This window comes from Pseudomonas bananamidigenes (assembly GCF_001679645.1).
GTDB lineage: Bacteria > Pseudomonadota > Gammaproteobacteria > Pseudomonadales > Pseudomonadaceae > Aquipseudomonas > Aquipseudomonas bananamidigenes.
In genome coordinates, this window is the sequence record NZ_LRUN01000001.1 from 284,785 (window position 1) to 301,724 (window position 16,940).

At 60.8% G+C, this 16,940-nt stretch carries 16 protein-coding genes and 2 tRNA genes; 7 read left to right on the forward strand and 11 right to left on the reverse strand.

The genetic code is table 11. The features are described from left to right. Positions 1-13 precede the first annotated feature (13 nt). The 4 genes from lpxK to BBF94_RS01335 form a co-directional block, all read right to left on the reverse strand. Entirely contained in the window at positions 14-1,024 is a 1,011-nt protein-coding gene (lpxK, locus tag BBF94_RS01320) for a tetraacyldisaccharide 4'-kinase (RefSeq protein WP_065257246.1), read from the reverse strand. Further along, the gene (locus BBF94_RS01325) at positions 1,024-1,452 is read right to left on the reverse strand and encodes an ExbD/TolR family protein (RefSeq protein WP_065257247.1); all 429 of its coding nucleotides are present in this window, start codon (positions 1,450-1,452) and stop codon (positions 1,024-1,026) included. The genes lpxK and BBF94_RS01325 overlap by 1 nt, the downstream gene beginning before the upstream one ends. Further along, the gene (locus BBF94_RS01330; RefSeq protein WP_176704393.1) at positions 1,449-2,084 is read right to left on the reverse strand and encodes a MotA/TolQ/ExbB proton channel family protein; all 636 of its coding nucleotides are present in this window, start codon (positions 2,082-2,084) and stop codon (positions 1,449-1,451) included. The genes BBF94_RS01325 and BBF94_RS01330 overlap by 4 nt, the downstream gene beginning before the upstream one ends. A 78-nt stretch (positions 2,085-2,162) precedes the next feature. After that, complete coding sequence (locus tag BBF94_RS01335; protein WP_065257249.1) at positions 2,163-4,406, reverse strand: DNA internalization-related competence protein ComEC/Rec2; 2,244 nt, start codon at positions 4,404-4,406, stop codon at positions 2,163-2,165. A 135-nt stretch (positions 4,407-4,541) separates the two neighbouring features. Between BBF94_RS01335 and BBF94_RS01340 the strand changes: the two genes are divergently transcribed. Then, on the forward strand, positions 4,542-5,060 hold the full coding sequence (locus tag BBF94_RS01340) for a DUF2062 domain-containing protein (protein ID WP_065257250.1): 519 nt from the start codon (positions 4,542-4,544) through the stop codon (positions 5,058-5,060). Between the two features lie 52 nt (positions 5,061-5,112). On the opposite strand, the gene BBF94_RS01345 is transcribed toward BBF94_RS01340, so the two are convergent. The 4 genes from BBF94_RS01345 to BBF94_RS01360 form a co-directional block, all read right to left on the reverse strand. Continuing rightward, positions 5,113-5,892, reverse strand: a complete 780-nt coding sequence (locus BBF94_RS01345) for an ABC transporter permease (RefSeq protein ID WP_065257251.1) — start codon at positions 5,890-5,892, stop codon at positions 5,113-5,115. Further along, a complete protein-coding gene (locus BBF94_RS01350; RefSeq protein ID WP_065257252.1) occupies positions 5,889-6,821 on the reverse strand; it encodes an ABC transporter ATP-binding protein in 933 nt (310 codons plus the stop codon). The genes BBF94_RS01345 and BBF94_RS01350 overlap by 4 nt, the downstream gene beginning before the upstream one ends. A 131-nt stretch (positions 6,822-6,952) precedes the next feature. Then, positions 6,953-7,576: a glutathione S-transferase family protein gene (locus BBF94_RS01355; RefSeq protein ID WP_065257253.1), complete on the reverse strand. Its 624-nt coding sequence runs from the start codon at positions 7,574-7,576 to the stop codon at positions 6,953-6,955. Between the two features lie 43 nt (positions 7,577-7,619). Then, positions 7,620-8,279: a transglutaminase-like domain-containing protein gene (locus tag BBF94_RS01360; protein WP_065257254.1), complete on the reverse strand. Its 660-nt coding sequence runs from the start codon at positions 8,277-8,279 to the stop codon at positions 7,620-7,622. A gap of 247 nt (positions 8,280-8,526) precedes the next feature. Here BBF94_RS01360 and BBF94_RS01365 point away from each other — a divergent pair, with 247 nt between their 5' ends. Beyond that, positions 8,527-10,974, forward strand: a complete 2,448-nt coding sequence (locus BBF94_RS01365; RefSeq protein WP_065257255.1) for an acyl-CoA dehydrogenase — start codon at positions 8,527-8,529, stop codon at positions 10,972-10,974. A 74-nt stretch (positions 10,975-11,048) separates the two neighbouring features. Then, positions 11,049-11,456: a PA2817 family protein gene (locus BBF94_RS01370; protein ID WP_039770706.1), complete on the forward strand. Its 408-nt coding sequence runs from the start codon at positions 11,049-11,051 to the stop codon at positions 11,454-11,456. 56 nt (positions 11,457-11,512) lie between these two features. Here the strand turns inward: BBF94_RS01370 and BBF94_RS01375 are convergent, their stop codons facing one another. Then, positions 11,513-12,508 carry a LysR family transcriptional regulator gene (locus BBF94_RS01375; protein WP_065257256.1) on the reverse strand — a complete coding sequence of 332 codons (996 nt, stop codon included), beginning with the start codon at positions 12,506-12,508 and terminating at the stop codon, positions 11,513-11,515. A 90-nt stretch (positions 12,509-12,598) separates the two neighbouring features. Between BBF94_RS01375 and BBF94_RS01380 the strand changes: the two genes are divergently transcribed. From BBF94_RS01380 to BBF94_RS01395, 4 genes are all read left to right on the forward strand, one after another. Next, the gene (locus BBF94_RS01380; protein ID WP_065257257.1) at positions 12,599-13,225 is read left to right on the forward strand and encodes an alanyl-tRNA editing protein; all 627 of its coding nucleotides are present in this window, start codon (positions 12,599-12,601) and stop codon (positions 13,223-13,225) included. An 89-nt stretch (positions 13,226-13,314) separates the two neighbouring features. Beyond that, complete coding sequence (locus BBF94_RS01385) at positions 13,315-14,085, forward strand: 2OG-Fe(II) oxygenase (protein WP_065257258.1); 771 nt, start codon at positions 13,315-13,317, stop codon at positions 14,083-14,085. A gap of 1 nt (position 14,086) precedes the next feature. Next, on the forward strand, positions 14,087-14,725 hold the full coding sequence (locus tag BBF94_RS01390) for a LysE family translocator (RefSeq protein ID WP_065257259.1): 639 nt from the start codon (positions 14,087-14,089) through the stop codon (positions 14,723-14,725). Between the two features lie 195 nt (positions 14,726-14,920). After that, the gene (locus tag BBF94_RS01395; RefSeq protein ID WP_065257260.1) at positions 14,921-16,660 is read left to right on the forward strand and encodes a dipeptidase; all 1,740 of its coding nucleotides are present in this window, start codon (positions 14,921-14,923) and stop codon (positions 16,658-16,660) included. 125 nt (positions 16,661-16,785) lie between these two features. On the opposite strand, the gene BBF94_RS01400 is transcribed toward BBF94_RS01395, so the two are convergent. Together BBF94_RS01400 and BBF94_RS01405 are read right to left on the reverse strand one after the other, a co-directional pair. After that, a tRNA-Gly gene (locus BBF94_RS01400) sits at positions 16,786-16,861 on the reverse strand. Positions 16,862-16,863: 2 nt separating this feature from the next. After that, positions 16,864-16,939 (reverse strand) — tRNA-Glu (locus BBF94_RS01405). Between the last annotated feature and the right edge of the window lies 1 nt (position 16,940).

A 16,940-nucleotide genomic window follows, 5' to 3' on the forward strand; every position in this document is an offset into this window, starting at 1 on the left:
GGATAAAAACGGTTTAAGGCAAAAGCCGATCCGGCAGCAGACGCATCAGTTGCGTGTCGAACCAGGCCACGAAGGCCGGCGACGGCACGGCATCGACCGCCAGGTACCACCAGTCGGCGGCAGCGAAGGCGCGGCACTTCACCGCGTCCTTTTCGGTCATCACCACTGGCAATGACGGCGTGAAACTCAAGGCCTGCACGCTGTATTCGGCGTGGTCGGCAAACGCGTGGGGCACAGGCCGCCAGTCTAGCGCTTCGAGGGTATTGAAGAAACGTTGCGGATTGCCGATGCCGGCGACTGCGTGCAGTGCCTGGCCGGCTGGAAAATGTTCGAGGGGCTGGCGTTCGCCGCTTTGCAGATTGACCAGCGCAGTGGGTTGCAGACGGAAAGCAAAACCGTCCTCGCGATCCTCAGGGGCACCGTTGAACAGCACGCCGTCGACGCTTTGCAGACGTTCGACCGGTTCACGCAAGGGGCCGGCGGGGAGGCAGCGCTTGTTGCCCAGCCCCCGGGCGGCGTCGATCAGCACCAGCTCAAGGTCACGCGCAAGACGATAATGCTGCATGCCGTCGTCGGAGAGGATCAGATCCAGCGGCTCACTGGCCAGCAAGGCTTTGACGGCAGCGCCGCGATTCGGGTCGATCATCAGCGGCACACCGGTGCGCTGCACGATCAGCAGCGGCTCGTCGCCAGCGACGTCGGCAGGCTGGTCGGCTTCGACCCGCCACGGCAATTGCGGCGGCCTGGCGCCGTAGCCGCGACTGACCACCCCGACCCGCAACCCGCTGCGCCGACAGTGTTCGATGAGCCACAGGATCATCGGTGTCTTGCCGGTGCCGCCGACGGTAATGTTGCCGACCACGATCACCGGCACCGGCGACTGATAGATCTCGCCTTCACCCTCGAGAAAACGCTGGCGCTTGCCGGCCACCACGCGGCGATACAGCCACTCCAGCGGCCGCAACAGGGTCAGGGCCGGGTGCCCCTGATACCACGCGGCGAGCAGACGATCGGACATGGCCATCAGGATTTGGGCGCCGCCTCGACCGTGGTCATGCGCAGATGGCTGAAACCGAGCTTGCCGGCCGCGTCCATGGCGGTGATCACGGATTGGTGCTGGGTCTTGCCATCGGCACTGATCGACAACGGCATATTGGTGTCGCCGTTGGATTCTTTCTGCATGGCTTCCATCAGGGTCGCCAGGTCGTTCTTCGGCAGAATTTTGTTGTTCACCGAGAACACGCCTTCAGCGCTGATGGCGACGTCCAGTTGCTTGACCTGCTGATCCTCGGCCGGCGAGCCGCTGACCGCTTCCGGCAGATCGACGCGCAGCTGGGTTTCGCGGGTGAAGGTGGTGGTCACGACGAAAAACAGCAGCAGAATGAACACCACGTCGATCAGCGACGCGAGGTTGATATCAATGGTTTCCCGGGGCTTGCGACGGAATTTCACGCTTTGCCCCCGGCCAGATCGACGTCACGGTCGCCCTGCACCACTTCCACCAGTTTGATCGCTTCCTGCTCCATGCCCACCACCAGTTCATCGATGCGGCGTTGCAGGAAACGGTGGAAGAACACCGACGGGATACCCACCATCAGACCTGCCGCCGTGGTGATCAGTGCCTTGGAGATACCACCGGCCAATACCGAAGCGTTGGTGGTCATGCCGGAACCGGTGAAGGCGCTGAAAATGTCGATCATGCCCAGCACCGTACCCAGCAGCCCCAGCAGCGGCGACATGGCGGCGATGGTGCCGAGCGCATTGACGTAGCGCTCCAGCTCATGGATGACCCGGGCGGCGGCTTCTTCAATGCACTCTTTCATGATCTCGCGACCATGCTTGGAGTTGGCCAGGCCCGCGGCGAGGATTTCACCCAGCGGCGAGTTGGCGCGCAGTTCCTTGAGTTTTTCCGTGTTGAGCTGCTTGTCCTTGATCCAGACCCAGACCTGACCCAGCAGATGCTCAGGGGTGACGCGACTGGCGCGCAGCGTCCACAGGCGTTCGGCGACGATCGCCATGGCGGCGATGGAACTCAGAATGATCGGCAACATCATCCAGCCGCCGGATTTGACCAATTCCCACACAGTGACAGCCCCCTCGAAAAAGTGCGCCACTTTACCATACCGGTTCGCGATAAAGTCCCGTCGCTCCGACGACCGTGCTCAACGGTTCTCTGCCCCCGACAACGGCGGGGCGCGCCAGAACCGGCGTTGCTGGCGCATCGACCGGGCCGGTTGAAACCGGCCCAGTTGCAGATGAATGGCGCCCTGCTCGGCGCTGTCATGGATGTGTATTCCCTGTTTGCGGTAGCGGGCGACGACCGTCGGGTGCGGATGGCCGAACGAATTGCCCTGTCCACGGGAAATCAGCACAGCCTGCGGCTGCAGAACCTTGAGCAAGGCCATCGAGGAAGAACTGCGGCTGCCATGGTGCGGAGCCTGTAACCATCGGGTGGGAACCGCCAGTGCGCTGTCGAGCAGATCCCGTTCGGCAGCGCTGTCGATGTCGCCTGTCAGCAGCAACCGCTCGCCGTTGGCCTCGATTTGCAGTACGCAGGAACGCTGATTGCTGTCATGGGCGTCTGACCACTGCCATTGATGAAAGGCAACACCGTCCCACTGCCATTGCCGGCCGCTTTCACAAGCCTCGGCATTCAGCGCTTCGGGCAACCCTGGCGGATCGCCGCTGACCACCCGACCGACCGGCAAGCCTTTCACCACGGCGCGTGCGCCACCCGCGTGATCGGCATCGGCATGACTGAGCATCATCAAATCGACTCGCTCCACACCCAGCTTGTGCAAGGCCGGCAGCACTACCCGCTCACCCACATCGAAATCACCGAAGCGTGGGCCGCTGTCGTACAACAATGTGTGGTGGCGGGTGCGGATCAGAATCGCCAGCCCCTGGCCGACGTCCAGCTGCCAGACATCGGCCACGCCTTCGGCGAGGCGCTCCCGAGGCGGCAATGCCAGCACCAGCAGCAACGGCCAGCCCAAAGGCCGCAATGGAACACCCCGGGGGAGCAACAGCAGCACGGCACCGATGCAGCCCAGCAACAAAATCCAACCGGGCATCGATGCGGCGACCCATGCCGGCCAGCGCCCGGCAATCAGGGCCAGAACCCTGAACAATCCATCGATCAACCCGCCGGCCAGCCATAACAGACCTTCGCCGACACCGGAAATCGGCAACAGCAAGGTGCCAAGCAATGCCGTAGGGAGCACCGCAAAACTGATCCACGGCACCGCCAGCAGATTGGCCAATGGCCCACTGAGGCTGATCGGCAGGTCCAGGATCAACAACAACGGGCACAAGCCAATCGCGATCAGCCATTGCGCCCGGGTCCAGGTCTGCCACCAGCGCCAGGGCCCCAGACGACCGCCAAAGGTGAAAATCAGCACCGCCACTGCCGTAAAGGACAGCCACAATCCCGGACGCAGACTGGCCAGCGGATCCATCAACAGCACACCGTTGAAGGCCAGCAGCAACGGCCACCAGGCCCCGAGATGGCGAAAGCGCAATCGCCACAGCAAGACCAGCGCAACCATCACGCAGGCTCGTCGCACCGGCACATCGAACCCGGCCAGCAGCCCATAACCCAACGCTGCCGCGAACGCCAGACCACAGGCCCACGGCAGCCAGGGCCAACGCAATGGCCACACACCGAATCGCGCCAGCCCCGCGACCAAGCCATACATCACGGCCGCCAGCAGACCGATGTGCTGCCCGGAAATCACCAGCAGGTGCACGGTGCCGGTGTCCTGCAATATCTGCCAGTCCTCGCGACTGAGCCCCGAGCCATCGCCCAGCACCAACGCCGCCAGCGCAGCACCCCGGCCCTGAGTGTCCACCGCCAGCAGACGCTGTCGGATGCCGTCGCGCCAGGCCCGCTGCGCCGCCGCCAGCCGGTTGCCGTCCTTCACCGTGCCGGTGGCACCGATGCGTTGTGCCAGCAGCCAGACCTCGTAATCGAAGGCATCGGGATTGAGCAGCCCGCCGGGACGCTTGAGTTTGACCGCCAACTGCCAGCGCTCGCCGCTGTTGACCGGTGGCCCGTCGTACCAGGCCAGGCGCATCAGCGATGGCAGTTTCCCGTGACGCGAACGGGCATCGGCCAACTCGAAGCGCACGACCCCGTCGCCGTTCTGGGGCAGACCAACGACCCGCCCTTCCACCCAGCGCGTCTCGCCGTCCAACTCCGCCGACAGCCGATCATCCAGCGCCCACTGCGCACCGATGCACGACCAGGCAACGCCAAACAGCAAAAACGCCAGCGGATAGCTGCGAAACGGCAACAGCATCAGTGCCACCACCGGCAGCCACAGCATCCACCCGACCGGCGGCAAGGCCGGCAAAAAAACCGGGGCCAGCAGACCGACTGCCAGCGCCATCATCCCTGTGCGCATACGCCCGTCCTTGAGAGTCCCTCTTCAGGCATAGCGCTTATGGAGCGCAGGCGTCGTCAACAATTGTCACAAAGTCTGAATGGGCGCTTCGTAGAATCCAGACATACTTGCCGCCTTAACCGACCGAGAAGCCTTATGCCCCGGCGCTTATTCAAACGCTACATGCCCGACCCGACGAGCATCAGGGAACACAAATCCTTACGCTTTCTCGGCAAGTTGCTGCATGACCCGAACCTCTGGCACCTCAATCGGCACTCGGTGGCCCGGGCCATGGCAGTCGGCATTTTTGCGGCTTTCCTGCCAATTCCCGCGCAGATGCTGGTGGCCGCCGCACTGGCCATTACCGTGCGCGGCAACATGCCGATTGCCGTCAGTCTGGTCTGGCTGACCAATCCGGTCACCATGCCGCCGGTGTTCTACTGCACCTACAAAGTCGGTGCGTGGCTGATGGACATCCCGGCCCGCACCCTGCCGGATTCACTGACCTGGGAATGGATCAGCGGCGAACTCTCGACCCTGTGGCAACCGTTCCTGCTCGGTTCGGTGGTGGTCGGGCTGGCGCTGGGTGCCCTCGCCTATTGCCTGGTGATGTTGTACTGGCGCTGGTGGGTCGCCCGACAGTGGGTACGGCGCAGGAAAAGTCGCCAGCCATGAATGCAAAACGCCTCCACTGTGGGAGGCCGTTTTTTTTGCAGCACAGGGCGAATCAGGTACGCATGCCGCGCCCGCTCACCAGCAACCGCGCACAACCGAAATACAACACCACGGTCGCCACCAGCATGAAGGTGATCGCGATACCGATACGGATGTCCGACACACCGAGGATGCCGTAACGGAAGGCGTTGACCATATGCAGCACCGGGTTGGCCAGTGACACGGTCTGCCAGAACGGCGGCAGCAAGGTGATCGAATAGAACACGCCACCCAGGTAGGTCAGCGGGGTCAGCACAAACGTCGGGATGATCGAAATGTCATCGAAGTTGCGCGCAAACACGGCGTTGATGAACCCCAGCAACGAGAAGATCGTGGCCGTCAGTACCACCACCAGCACGGTGATGCCCAGGTGATGCACCTGCAGGCTGGTGAAGAACAGCGACAGAATGGTCACGATGATGCCTACCATCAGGCCCCGCAGCACGCCGCCGAGGGTGTAGCCGATCAGAATCGTATGCGGCGACACCGGCGAAACCATCAGTTCTTCGATGGAGCGCTGGAACTTGCTGCCGAAGAAACTCGACACCACGTTGCCGTATGAGTTGGTGATCACCGACATCATGATCAACCCCGGCACGATGTACTCCATATAGGAGAAACCGCCCATGCCGCCGATCTGCTTGCCGATCAGGTTGCCGAAGATCACGAAGTACAGAACCATGGTGATCGCCGGCGGCAGCAGGGTTTGCGGCCAGATCCGCATGAATCGCCGGACTTCGCGGTACACGATGGTATTGAGGGCGACGAGGTTGGGGCGCAGCTCGGAACTCATACCGCCACCTTCGACAGGTTTTTTTCCACCAGGGACACGAACAGCTCCTCGAGGCGATTGGTTTTATTGCGCAGGCTCAACACCTCGATGTTCTGCAGGGCCAACTGGCCGAACAGCGCGGTGATGCCCATGGACTTGTCGACCTGGACTTCCAGGGTATGCGCATCCACCAGCCGGGCGGGATAACCGGCCAGTTGTGGCGCGACACTCAAGTCGTTCTTCAGGTCGAGCAGAAAGGTTTCAACATGCAGTTGCCCAAGCAGTTGCCGCATGCTGGTGTTCTCGACGATGGAGCCGTGGTCGATGATGCCGATGTTGCGGCACAACTGCTCGGCCTCCTCCAGATAATGCGTGGTGAGGATGATGGTGATGCCTTTCTGGTTCAGTTCGGTGAGGAACGTCCACATCGAACGGCGCAGCTCGATATCCACCCCGGCGGTCGGTTCGTCGAGGATCAGCAGACGCGGCTCGTGCACCAGCGCCCGGGCGATCATCAGACGCCGCTTCATGCCACCGGACAGCGAACGCGACGGTACGTCGCGCTTGTCCCACAGGCCGAGCTGGGTCAGGTACAACTCGGCGCGTTCCTTGGCGATCTTCGCCGGAATGCCGTAGTAGCCGGCCTGGGTCACGACGATGTCGAAGGTCTTTTCGAACTGGTTGAAGTTGAATTCCTGGGGAACCACGCCGATCGAGCGTTTGAGCGCCGCGGGGTTCTTGTCCAGGTCATGACCGAAGATGTTCACCGTACCGCTGGTCTTGTTCACCAGGGTGGAGAGAATGCCGATGGTCGTGGACTTGCCGGCGCCGTTGGGGCCGAGCAAGGCGAAGAAGTCACCTTCGGCGACGTCCAGATCGATACCACTCAAGGCCTGGAACCCGTTGCCGTAGGTTTTGGTTAGCTGCCGGATGGACAGAGCGGAACTCATATCGGATTACGCACCAAGAAGAGAAATAGGACTGAATGACGGCGGGCGGCGAGGGAAACAACCGCGGCGCACATGCGCAATGGTGCTTGCCGTCGCCGCACAAGTACAGTCAAGTGTGTCGATAGTAGGTATTAAGTCAACGCGGTCATGACGGCCTTGCGATAGGCCGGGCGCTGCTTCAGTCGCGCATACCAGGCCTCCAGATGCGGCATCGGCGCACGTTCTATCGGCATCTCGAACCAGGCATAAATGAAACTGCCGAGGGGAATGTCGCCCATGCCGATTTCACTGCCGGACAGGTACGGCTGGTTTTTCAGGGCTTGATCGGCCATGGCCAGCAAGCCTTCGCATTCCTTGATCGCGGCATGAATCGCCGGCCAGTCCTGCTTTTCGGCAGGGGTGCGCAGAACGCCCCAGAACACCGTACGAAACGGCCCGGCAAAACTGGACGTGGTCCAGTCCATCCACTTGTCGGCGATCGCGCGGGTTGGCAGGTCCGCCGGATACCACGAAGTGTTGGCTGCGTGCCTGGCCAGCAGGTAGCGGACGATGGCGTTGGATTCCCACAACACGAAACCGTCGTCCTCGATCACCGGCACCCGACCGTTCGGGTTCATGGCCCGGTACTGCGGCGTGTCGACCACTCCGAACGCACCACCGGCATCGATCGCCTCGTAGCCCAGTTTGAGCTCTTCGGCAGCCCACAACGCTTTCCTGACATTCGACGAATTCTTGCGACCCCAGATCTTCAGCATGACCGCCTCTTTTCCATTGAGTGGGCGAGCAGCATACGCCGGATCAGCGGCTGCCGACATCACCCTGCACGTCGCTGGCCAGTGGCGTCTGCTGATCGTTGAACAGGTGCGGATAACATTTCTGCAGGTACTCGAAGAAAAAGGATTCCGGTACATCGGCGAACTGGCCGTGATCGACCAGATACTCCATCAGCAGCGCACCATCGCTGTTGTACGGGTGGAAAACGCTGTCGTTCATGCCGTCGAATACCAGCGGCGCAACATTGAACATTTCGCAGAGTTTCCGGTTGAACGCGGGTGTGGCCTTGACCCAGCGATCATTGAGAAACAGCTCGGTGTAACCATGCATGGCAAACACTTCGCTTCTCAGCAGTTCAAGCAGACGCGGCGTCGACAAATGATTTTTCACATCCGCCAGACCGATGCGTGCCGGGATCCCGCAATGGCGCGCGCAACCGGCGAGCAGCGTGGCCTTGGGCACGCAATAACTTTCACCCGCCGCCAGCGCGTGACTGCCGCGCAAGGTCTGCGGGTCGCGACTGAAGGTGTACATGTTGTAACGCACCGCCTCACGCACCGCGTAGTAAAGACTGATCGCCTGCGCACGCGGGTCGCGGCTGGCACCACGGTGCTGTTCTGCGAACTCCACCACCGAGGGGTGGTCACTATCGATGAAGCGGCCGGGGCTCAGGTACTCGCGCATGACGTTGTTCTCCTGGATGAAATCCGAGTCTAGCGAGAGGTTCAGCACAGAGATAACGACGTTTCGGCCAAACATGGACGCAAAGCCGCGGAGTCGGCGAACGATTTCCCACGGATGTTGCCCACCTGACTTACAAAAGATATCCAGGCATTCCCACGATTCAGATCACCTTGCTCTGACCACCCTGATTTGCAGATGCCGTCTAAGCTCTGGAGGGTCGTTTGCCCTGGTTCACGGAGGATTACATATGCTGTTGTTGTGGATACTGGTTCTGATCGTCGGCGTGGCGTATCTGGCCCACCGACGCATCGCCCCGCTGCCGGCACTGGGCATCGTCGCGGCTTATCTGCTGGCGATGGGGATCTTCAGCCACGCGCCGGGCTGGCTGCTGCTGATCTTCTGGATCGTACTGGCCATCGTCGCGGCTCCGTTGCTGCTGCCGGATCTGCGCCGCAAGCACTTCAGCGCGCCGCTGTTCAGCTGGTTCCAGAAAACCCTGCCGCCGATGTCGCAGACCGAGCGCGATGCCATCGATGCCGGCACGGTGTGGTGGGACGGCGAATTGTTCAGCGGTCGTCCGGACTGGGAAAAACTGCTGTCCTATCCCAAGGCGCAGCTGACCGAAGAAGAGCAGGCCTTTATCGACGGCCCGACCGAAGAGCTCTGCGCCATGGTCACCGACTGGCAGATCGGCCAGGCGATGGACCTGCCCGCCGAAGCCTGGAACCACATCAAGGAACACGGTTTTTTCGCCCTGATCATTCCCAAGGAATTCGGCGGTAAAGGATTCTCTGCCTATGCCCACTCCCAGGTGGCGATGAAACTGGCAACCCGCAGCGGCGATCTTGCCTCCACCGTGATGGTGCCCAACTCCCTCGGTCCGGCCGAACTGCTGCTGCACTACGGCACCGACGAACAGCGAAACCACTACCTGCCGCGCCTGGCCCGGGGTGACGATATCCCGTGCTTTGCCCTCACCGGCCCCCTCGCCGGTTCCGATGCCGGGGCGATGCCCGACACCGGGATCATCTGCAAGGGGCAGTGGGAGGGCAAGGAAACCCTCGGCCTGCGCCTGAACTGGGAAAAACGCTACATCACCCTCGGTCCGGTCGCGACTCTGCTGGGCCTCGCGTTCAAGGCCTATGACCCGGACCACTTGCTCGGCGACAGGGAAGACCTGGGCATCAGCCTCGCGCTGATTCCGACCGACACCCCCGGTGTGGAAATCGGCCGCCGCCATCTGCCGCTGGGCGCAGCATTCATGAACGGCCCCAACTCCGGCAAGGACGTGTTCATTCCGCTGGATTTCCTCATCGGCGGCCAGGACATGCTCGGCAAGGGTTGGATGATGCTGATGAACTGCCTGTCGGTCGGCCGTTCGATCTCCCTGCCGGCAGTTGGCACCGGTGCGGCCAAGTTCACCAGTCTGGTCACCGGGCAGTACGCGCAGATTCGTGAGCAGTTCAACGTTCCGCTGTCCGCCTTCGAAGGCATTCAGGAAGCCATGGCCCGCATCGGCGGCAACGCCTGGATGATGGACGCCGCACGCATGTTGACCGCCAACGCGGTGGATCTGGGTGAGAAGCCCTCGGTGCTGTCGGCCATTCTCAAGTATCACCTCACCGAACGTGGTCGCGAGTGCATCAGCCACGCCATGGACGTGCACGGCGGCAAGGCAATCATCATGGGTCCGAACAATTACCTGGGCCGCAGTTGGAACGGCGCGCCGATCTTCATCACCGTGGAAGGCGCGAACATTCTTTCGCGCAACCTGATGATCTTCGGCCAGGGCGCGATCCGCTGCCATCCGTTCGTTCTCAAGGAAATGGCCCTCGCCGGCCGCGAGGACAAGGATCAGGCGCTCAAGGAGTTCGATGGCCTTCTGCTCAGGCACATCGGATTTGCCGTGAGCAACGCCGCCAGCACGCTGGTATTGAACCTGGGACTCGGGCATTTCGAACACGCCCCGGGTAACAGGCTCAGCCAGGGGTATTTCCGCGCACTCAACCGTCAGGCTGCGGCATTTGCCATGCTCGCCGACCTGAGCATGATGCTGCTGGGCGGTGAACTGAAACGTCGCGAACGTCTTTCGGCACGGCTGGGCGATGTGCTGAGCAACCTGTATCTGGCCTCCGCAGCGCTCAAGCGCTATCACGACCTTGATTCCCCGGCCTATATGGAACCGCTGTTCAGATGGGCCATGGAAGAAAGCCTCGGGCAGTCGGAAAAGGCCCTGGATGAGCTGCTGACCAATTTCCCGAACCGGGTTTTCGGCTGCCTGTTGCGCGTGATCGTGTTCCCGTTCGGTCGCCGCCAAAAAGGTCCGTCGGACCGACTCGGTGCCGAAGTGGCAGCGGTCATCGGTCGGGCCAAAGGCGATCCGGCGCTGGAGGAGCTGCTCGCCGGCTGCTATCGCCCGCAATCGGCGGACGATGCCGTGGGTGCACTGCAACATGCCTGCGATCAACTGAATGCCGCGCAACCGTTGCACAAAAAACTGCACGCCTCGCTCAAAAGCGGTCAGGTCAAACCGGTTGCCGGCGAACACGTCATCGATGCGGCGCTGGAGGCGGGCGTGCTGCAAGCGGCGCAAGCCCAGAGCCTGCGTGATGCCGAAGCCGCACGGCGCAAGGTGATCGATGTCGATGACTTCGACAAAGAGCAGCTGAAACCGGCGGAAGGGAAAATCCGCTGATCCCTTCAATCAGTGAAAAACGGGCGCAGGGGCTTTATACTCCCGCGCCCGTTTTGCTCTTGAGGACTTATCTCGTGTCCAATGTCGTTGCCGATCATCTGGTTTTGCTCGACCACCTGCGCAGTATCCTGGTCGCCGTAGGTGAGGCCGATCAGGTTCCCGAAGAAAGCCATGCCCTGTTCCTGGAGCGTTTCGACGAACTGCTGGCGTCACTGCCGATCGAGCCGATCGAAAGCCAGTACCTGGGCCAGGACATCCTGACTCAAGTGATTACCCGCTACCCCCAAATTGCCCACCTGATCCCTCGGGATCTGCTGTGGTTCTTCGCCGGCGATTGCCTGCACTACCTGTCGGACGAAGAAATCGACCTGTATCAGGCACTGGAAGAGCGCCGCTACGAAGCCGAGCAGAACGACGAACCGTTCGACTGGAACCAGGAAAAACAACTGCTGGCGATGTCCGCCCAGGACAGCAAGCACTGATTTTCACCGCACAATGAAAAGGCCCGCATGATGCTTCATGCGGGCCTTTTTTCTGCTTAGAGCAACCCTTCCCCCTCGGGCAATTCGTATTCGGCCAACACTTTCGCACTGCCGGATTTTCCCCGTTTGCTCAAAGTCGGCTCTTTCTCCAGACACTCCACCAGATAGTCGATGAACACCCGCAACTTCGGTGGCAGGTAGCGCGTCGGCGAGTGCAACAGCCACAAACCGCCATGATAGGACGCCAGGAATGTCCAGTCCGGCAGCACCTGCACGACCAGCCCCTGCTCAAGGGCATAACGCGCCGTGAAATACGGCAGGCTGCCGATCCCGATGTGCTGCAGCACCGCGCCCAGGCGCACGCCGGTGTGATTGGCGGCATACCGGCCACGCACGCCGACCGTCACTGCCTTGCTGCCCTTCTTGAACTTCCAGCGCGCATCGCTCGGGGTTTCGCCCAGATAGATGCAACTGTGATTGAGCAAGTCATGGGGATGAGTGGGCGTGCCATGTTCGGCCAGGTATTGCGGGGTCGCGCAGAGCAAATGGTCGATGGTCAGCAACTGTCGCCCGACCAGCCCCGCCGGCGGCCGCTCCGTGATGCGAATCGCCAGATCGACATGATCGTCGATCAGATCCACTTGCCGGTCTTCCAGCAGCAACTCCACATCGACCTTCGGATAACGGCGCAGAAACTCCGGCATGTGCGGATGAATCACGAAACGCCCCACCGCTTTCGGCACGCTGACCCGCACCAGTCCCTCGGCTTCGTGGGTGAACTGGCCGCTGATTTCCATCACCGACCGGGCGGCGCTGACCATCTCCTGACAGCGTTTGAATACCTCTTCCCCGCCGTCACTCAGGCGCAACTTGCGCGTGGTGCGTTGCAGCAACCGCGTGGCCAAAGCTTTCTCCAAGCGAGAAATGCTGCGGCTGACCGCCGAGGGTGACGAGCCCAGCTGACGAGCCGCTTCGGAGAAGCTGCCGGTTTCCACGACCTTGACGAAAATGGCCATTTCGCCGAGCAGTGGCAAGGGAAGATTTATGCTCACAGCGCAACAGTCCTTTGATGTTTGAACGGATTATCACGTTATTGCACGATTCATATAATTAAAAAAGAAACTTTAATAAGGGCATGGAATATGACGCTTCGCCTCTTTTTCCATAGTGATGAGCTCAAGGCCAATGTGGAAGTCCTCGACTGCACGCCCCACGAGAACGAATTTGCCGTGGTGCTGCGCGCCACGCTGTTTCACCCGCAAGGTGGCGGACAACCATGCGACACCGGCTGGATCGGCGACGCTCGGGTTTTGCGAGTGGTGCAGGAAACGGAACGAATCATCCACTTCGTCGATCGGCCTGTGCCGCTGGGCATGACCCAGATCCGCGTCGATGAAGAACGCCGGCATTTCAACACCCGCATGCATTCTGCCGGTCACTTGATCGGCCATTTCATTCAAGCCATGGGCTGGATGCCGATCAAGGGGCACCACTGGCCCGATGAAGGCCGGGTGCAGTTCAAACCCGGGGATTCGGCTCAGGAAGTCGATGCGCAAATCGTCCAGTACGGCATCGGACAATGGATCGAACACGATCTCCCACGCCTGACATCCCTGCGCGAGGGCGCGCGGGAAATCGGCTTTGGTGAACTGCCGGCCTATGGCTGCGGTGGCACCCATGTACGCAGCCTGAAGGATCTGGGCACAGTCACGATCGCGTCCCTTTCGCAGAAAAAGGGCACGTTGTCCGTCCACTACACCGTGGATTGAGGATATCGGGTACTGCCAGATGCAGTGCCCGACGCCGGGGAACCGCGCTCGCCGGTTCCGTTGACTACTCGTTAGATGGACCTGAAACCATGATGCTTGACGTCGAGCGTCTCGATGAGACGTGCATAAAAAAACTGGCCAACGAAGAAGTCCTCGCCATTCGCCTCAAAGGTTTTTTGCCTGAAGACCAGGCGATCCGGATTGGCGACAAGATTCTCGCCCCCGGCTTCGAGGGTTATATCAACGCACCCAGCATCGGTCGCATCGGCATGGCGTTCTATGAGGCGGAAAACCAGCCATTGCTCATCGAGGATTACTTCGAACGCGCCACCGGCAACATTGCCGAACTGCGCAATCGTTGCGCGCCCTACTCCTCGCCGATCGACACTCTGCGCTGCATGCTCGACGAATCCTGGCCGGCAGGCGCGCATCTGGAGAACCTGTACGGGCGCAAGATGTATGTCGGTCTGTCACGGGTGGTCAAACCCGGTGTCTGCTTTCTCGCTCACCATGACATCTTCGCCAAGGATGCTCCGGAAAGCTTTCAGGCCCGCAGCCTGGAGGCGCAATTCGCCTGCAACGTTTACCTGAACATGCCGACCGAGGGCGGTGCGTTGCAGATGTGGGAAGACGACATCTCACCGGATCGCTTCGACGAAATGCGCGGCGACAGCTATGGCATCGACCCGGCACTGCTCGGCCCACCCGCCCTGGAAGTGCGCCCGGAACCCGGGGATTTCATCATGTTCAATTCCCGTCGCATGCACTCGGTCACGCCGGGCGTGGCGGATCCGCGCCTGAGCCTTTCGTTTTTTGTCGGCTATCGCGGCAATGCATCACCCCTGACTTTCTGGAGTTGAAATGACATCGAATTACCTGGGCGAGTTTCTGGCGCTGGCCACCATCCACTTTCTGGCCGTGGTCGCTCCCGGCCCGGACTTCGCCGTGACCATTCGCCAGAGTGTGCGCTTCGGTCGATTGGTCGGCATCTGCACGGCACTGGGCATCGGCGCGGGGATTTCCGTGCACGTGCTGTACACCCTGCTGGGCGTCGGCGCCTTGATGCACACCACGCCCTGGCTGCTGACGGTGGCCAAGGTGGTGGGCGGCGCTTACATTTTCTACCTCGGTATAAGCCTGATCCGCAGCAAACCCAAGACAACGCTGGAAGGCGAAAAAAACAGCGACGAACCACTGGTCGAGCAATCACTGTTCAAGGCGTTTTCCACCGGTTTCCTGACCAACGCCACCAACCCCAAGGCCACACTGTTCTTCCTGGCGATCTTCACCACGATCATCAGCGCCAGCACGCCGCTGGAAATCCAGGCCCTGTACGGACTGTGGATGTGCAGCGTGAACGCGTTGTGGTTCGTGATCGTTGCGTTGTTCTTTTCGAGCAGCAAGGTGCGACTGTTGTTTATGCGCATGGGCCATTGGTTCGAGCGCAGCATGGGGGTGATTCTGATCCTGTTTGCCGGGCGACTGGTGTTGTCGATGTAAACACGCTGATCGGAGAAGCCCGGCCCAGACAGATTGGACGGGCTTTTTCGATTCTGCGCCGCTTTTGCATTTCTGTGCGACGCGTCCCACTTCGGGGGCTCCCCTGTCACGCGCTTGTGGTGTTAGTTTGCGAAACCGTCTGAACAATCAATCAGACACTTCCTACTCACCACCTGCAAAGGAATGCCCTTAGCAATGGATTTTTCCCTCAAGCAACTGGCCGCGTCGACCCTGATTCTGGCCAGCCTTTCGTCCGTGACACTGCCCGCTCACGCCAATATCACACCGCAGCAAAGCGCGACCATCCTCAAGAGTTTCAGCGATGCCAAGGTCAGTGATTTCCGCCAATTCCTCGGCGAGCTGGCCAAGAGCGACCTGAGCAAGACCGACGACCTGCGCCCGTCCATCAGCGCGTTCCTCGACAACAAGACGCTGACTGCCGAGCAACAAAACGAGATCTATCGCCTGCTGGGCCTCTACACCCGGGCGAAATACGGCAAAGCCGCCCTGGAAACCCTGCGCGAACTGGTCGAGATCCCGACTGATCGCAAAGAGGGCGTTGCCCAGCACGAAAACCCTGAATTCATCAGGATCGCGGCCAAGATCAAGGACTTGGCCGAGTCTTTTGGCCTGAACTTCCGGAACATCGATAACCGTGTCTACGAAATCTCCCTCGACGGCAGCGGCAAGGAAGTCGTGGGCATTCACGCGCACGCCGACGTGGTGCCGGTGACACCGGAAAACTGGGTGCTGAAGGACGGCACCAAACTCGACCCGTTCAAAGTCACGCTGATCGGCGACCGCATGTACGGTCGAGGCACCGAGGATGACAAGAATGGGATCGTGGTGACGCTGTATGCCATGAAGGTGATCAAGGAAGAAAAACTTCCGCTGGCCCGCAATTTCAAACTGCTGGTGGACACCACCGAAGAAACCACCGGCGACGCGATTCCTTACTACTTCGAACGCAACCCGACGCCGGAGTACAACCTGGCGCTGGATGGCGGCTACCCGGTGGTGATCGCCGAGAAAGGTTACGGCACAGTCATGGCCAAGTTCGCCAAGCGCAAGGCCGAGGGCAAAGGCGCGGAACTGGTCTCGATGACCGGCGGCATGGCGACCAACCAGATTCCATCGGTTTCAGTCGTCACTCTGGTCACAGACAAACCCGCCGAACTGGCCGCCAGCCTGCAAAAGGCCGGTAGCGAATACGCGAAGCGCAATGGCGGCGATTTCGAAGTGAATGCCAAGGTCGATGGCAAAGACGTGAAACTCAGCGTAACCGGCGTTTCCGCCCACTCATCCGAACCGGAATCCGGCGTCAATCCGGTGGCTCGCATGCTCGACTTCATTCACAGCGTGGATGGCAAGATTGCGTTCAAACACAACCACATCACCGACGCCGCCCGTTACGCCGCCGACAACTGGGGCCTGGACTACAAGGGTGGCAAGCTGGGCGTCGGGTTCGCCGATGATTTCATGGGGCCGCTGACCACTTCGCTGACTTACGTCGGCATGGATGACAAGACCTTCAAACTGGCGGTCAACCTGCGCGTGCCGAAGGGCAAGTCGCCACAAGTGCTCAAGACCGAAATCGCCGACAAACTGGCGGCCTGGAGCAGGAAAAGCCACGTCGCGGTCAACTTCGATTACTCGATCGCCGAGCCGATGTACCGCAACCCTGAAGGCGAGTGGGTCAAGGCGCTGCTGGCCGTTTCCACCGAAAACCTGGGCATGAAACACGAGTTCGGCACTTCTGCCGGCGCCACCTCGGTGCATGAACTGCCGAACGGGGTGCAATTCGGTCTGGCTCGACCTGAAGTCAAATACACCGGCCACACCGACGGCGAGTTCAAGACGGTTGACCAGTTCCTGCTGGACCTGCAGATCGTCACGGAGATGATGGGGCGTATCGGGCAACTGCCGAAACTTTGATCGCACTTCAAGCCTGCCACCCAGGCGGGCCTACAAAAAAGGACCTCACGGTCCTTTTTTGTGGCGCTGCAAATCACGCACAAACAAAAACGCCGCTCATCTCTGAGCGGCGTTTTTATTGAATATGGAGCGGGAAACGAGACTCGAACTCGCGACCCCGACCTTGGCAAGGTCGTGCTCTACCAACTGAGCTATTCCCGCAATGGCGTCCCCTAGGGGACTCGAACCCCTGTTACCGCCGTGAAAGGGCGGTGTCCTAGGCCACTAGACGAAGGGGACA

What these genes read in the sequence shown, in the direction of transcription:
- BBF94_RS01335 (WP_065257249.1), bottom strand. Translation starts at nt 4,406, where the DNA reads ATGCGCACAGGGATGATGGCGCTGGCAGTCGGTCTGCTGGCCCCGGTT.
- BBF94_RS01365 (WP_065257255.1), top strand. Translation starts at nt 8,527, where the DNA reads ATGCTGTTGTTGTGGATACTGGTTCTGATCGTCGGCGTGGCGTATCTG.
- BBF94_RS01360 (WP_065257254.1), bottom strand. Translation starts at nt 8,279, where the DNA reads ATGCGCGAGTACCTGAGCCCCGGCCGCTTCATCGATAGTGACCACCCC.
- BBF94_RS01390 (WP_065257259.1), top strand. Translation starts at nt 14,087, where the DNA reads ATGACATCGAATTACCTGGGCGAGTTTCTGGCGCTGGCCACCATCCAC.
- BBF94_RS01350 (WP_065257252.1), bottom strand. Translation starts at nt 6,821, where the DNA reads ATGAGTTCCGCTCTGTCCATCCGGCAGCTAACCAAAACCTACGGCAAC.
- BBF94_RS01385 (WP_065257258.1), top strand. Translation starts at nt 13,315, where the DNA reads ATGATGCTTGACGTCGAGCGTCTCGATGAGACGTGCATAAAAAAACTG.
- BBF94_RS01380 (WP_065257257.1), top strand. Translation starts at nt 12,599, where the DNA reads ATGACGCTTCGCCTCTTTTTCCATAGTGATGAGCTCAAGGCCAATGTG.
- BBF94_RS01355 (WP_065257253.1), bottom strand. Translation starts at nt 7,576, where the DNA reads ATGCTGAAGATCTGGGGTCGCAAGAATTCGTCGAATGTCAGGAAAGCG.
- BBF94_RS01340 (WP_065257250.1), top strand. Translation starts at nt 4,542, where the DNA reads ATGCCCCGGCGCTTATTCAAACGCTACATGCCCGACCCGACGAGCATC.
- BBF94_RS01395 (WP_065257260.1), top strand. Translation starts at nt 14,921, where the DNA reads ATGGATTTTTCCCTCAAGCAACTGGCCGCGTCGACCCTGATTCTGGCC.
- lpxK (WP_065257246.1), bottom strand. Translation starts at nt 1,024, where the DNA reads ATGGCCATGTCCGATCGTCTGCTCGCCGCGTGGTATCAGGGGCACCCG.
- BBF94_RS01345 (WP_065257251.1), bottom strand. Translation starts at nt 5,892, where the DNA reads ATGAGTTCCGAGCTGCGCCCCAACCTCGTCGCCCTCAATACCATCGTG.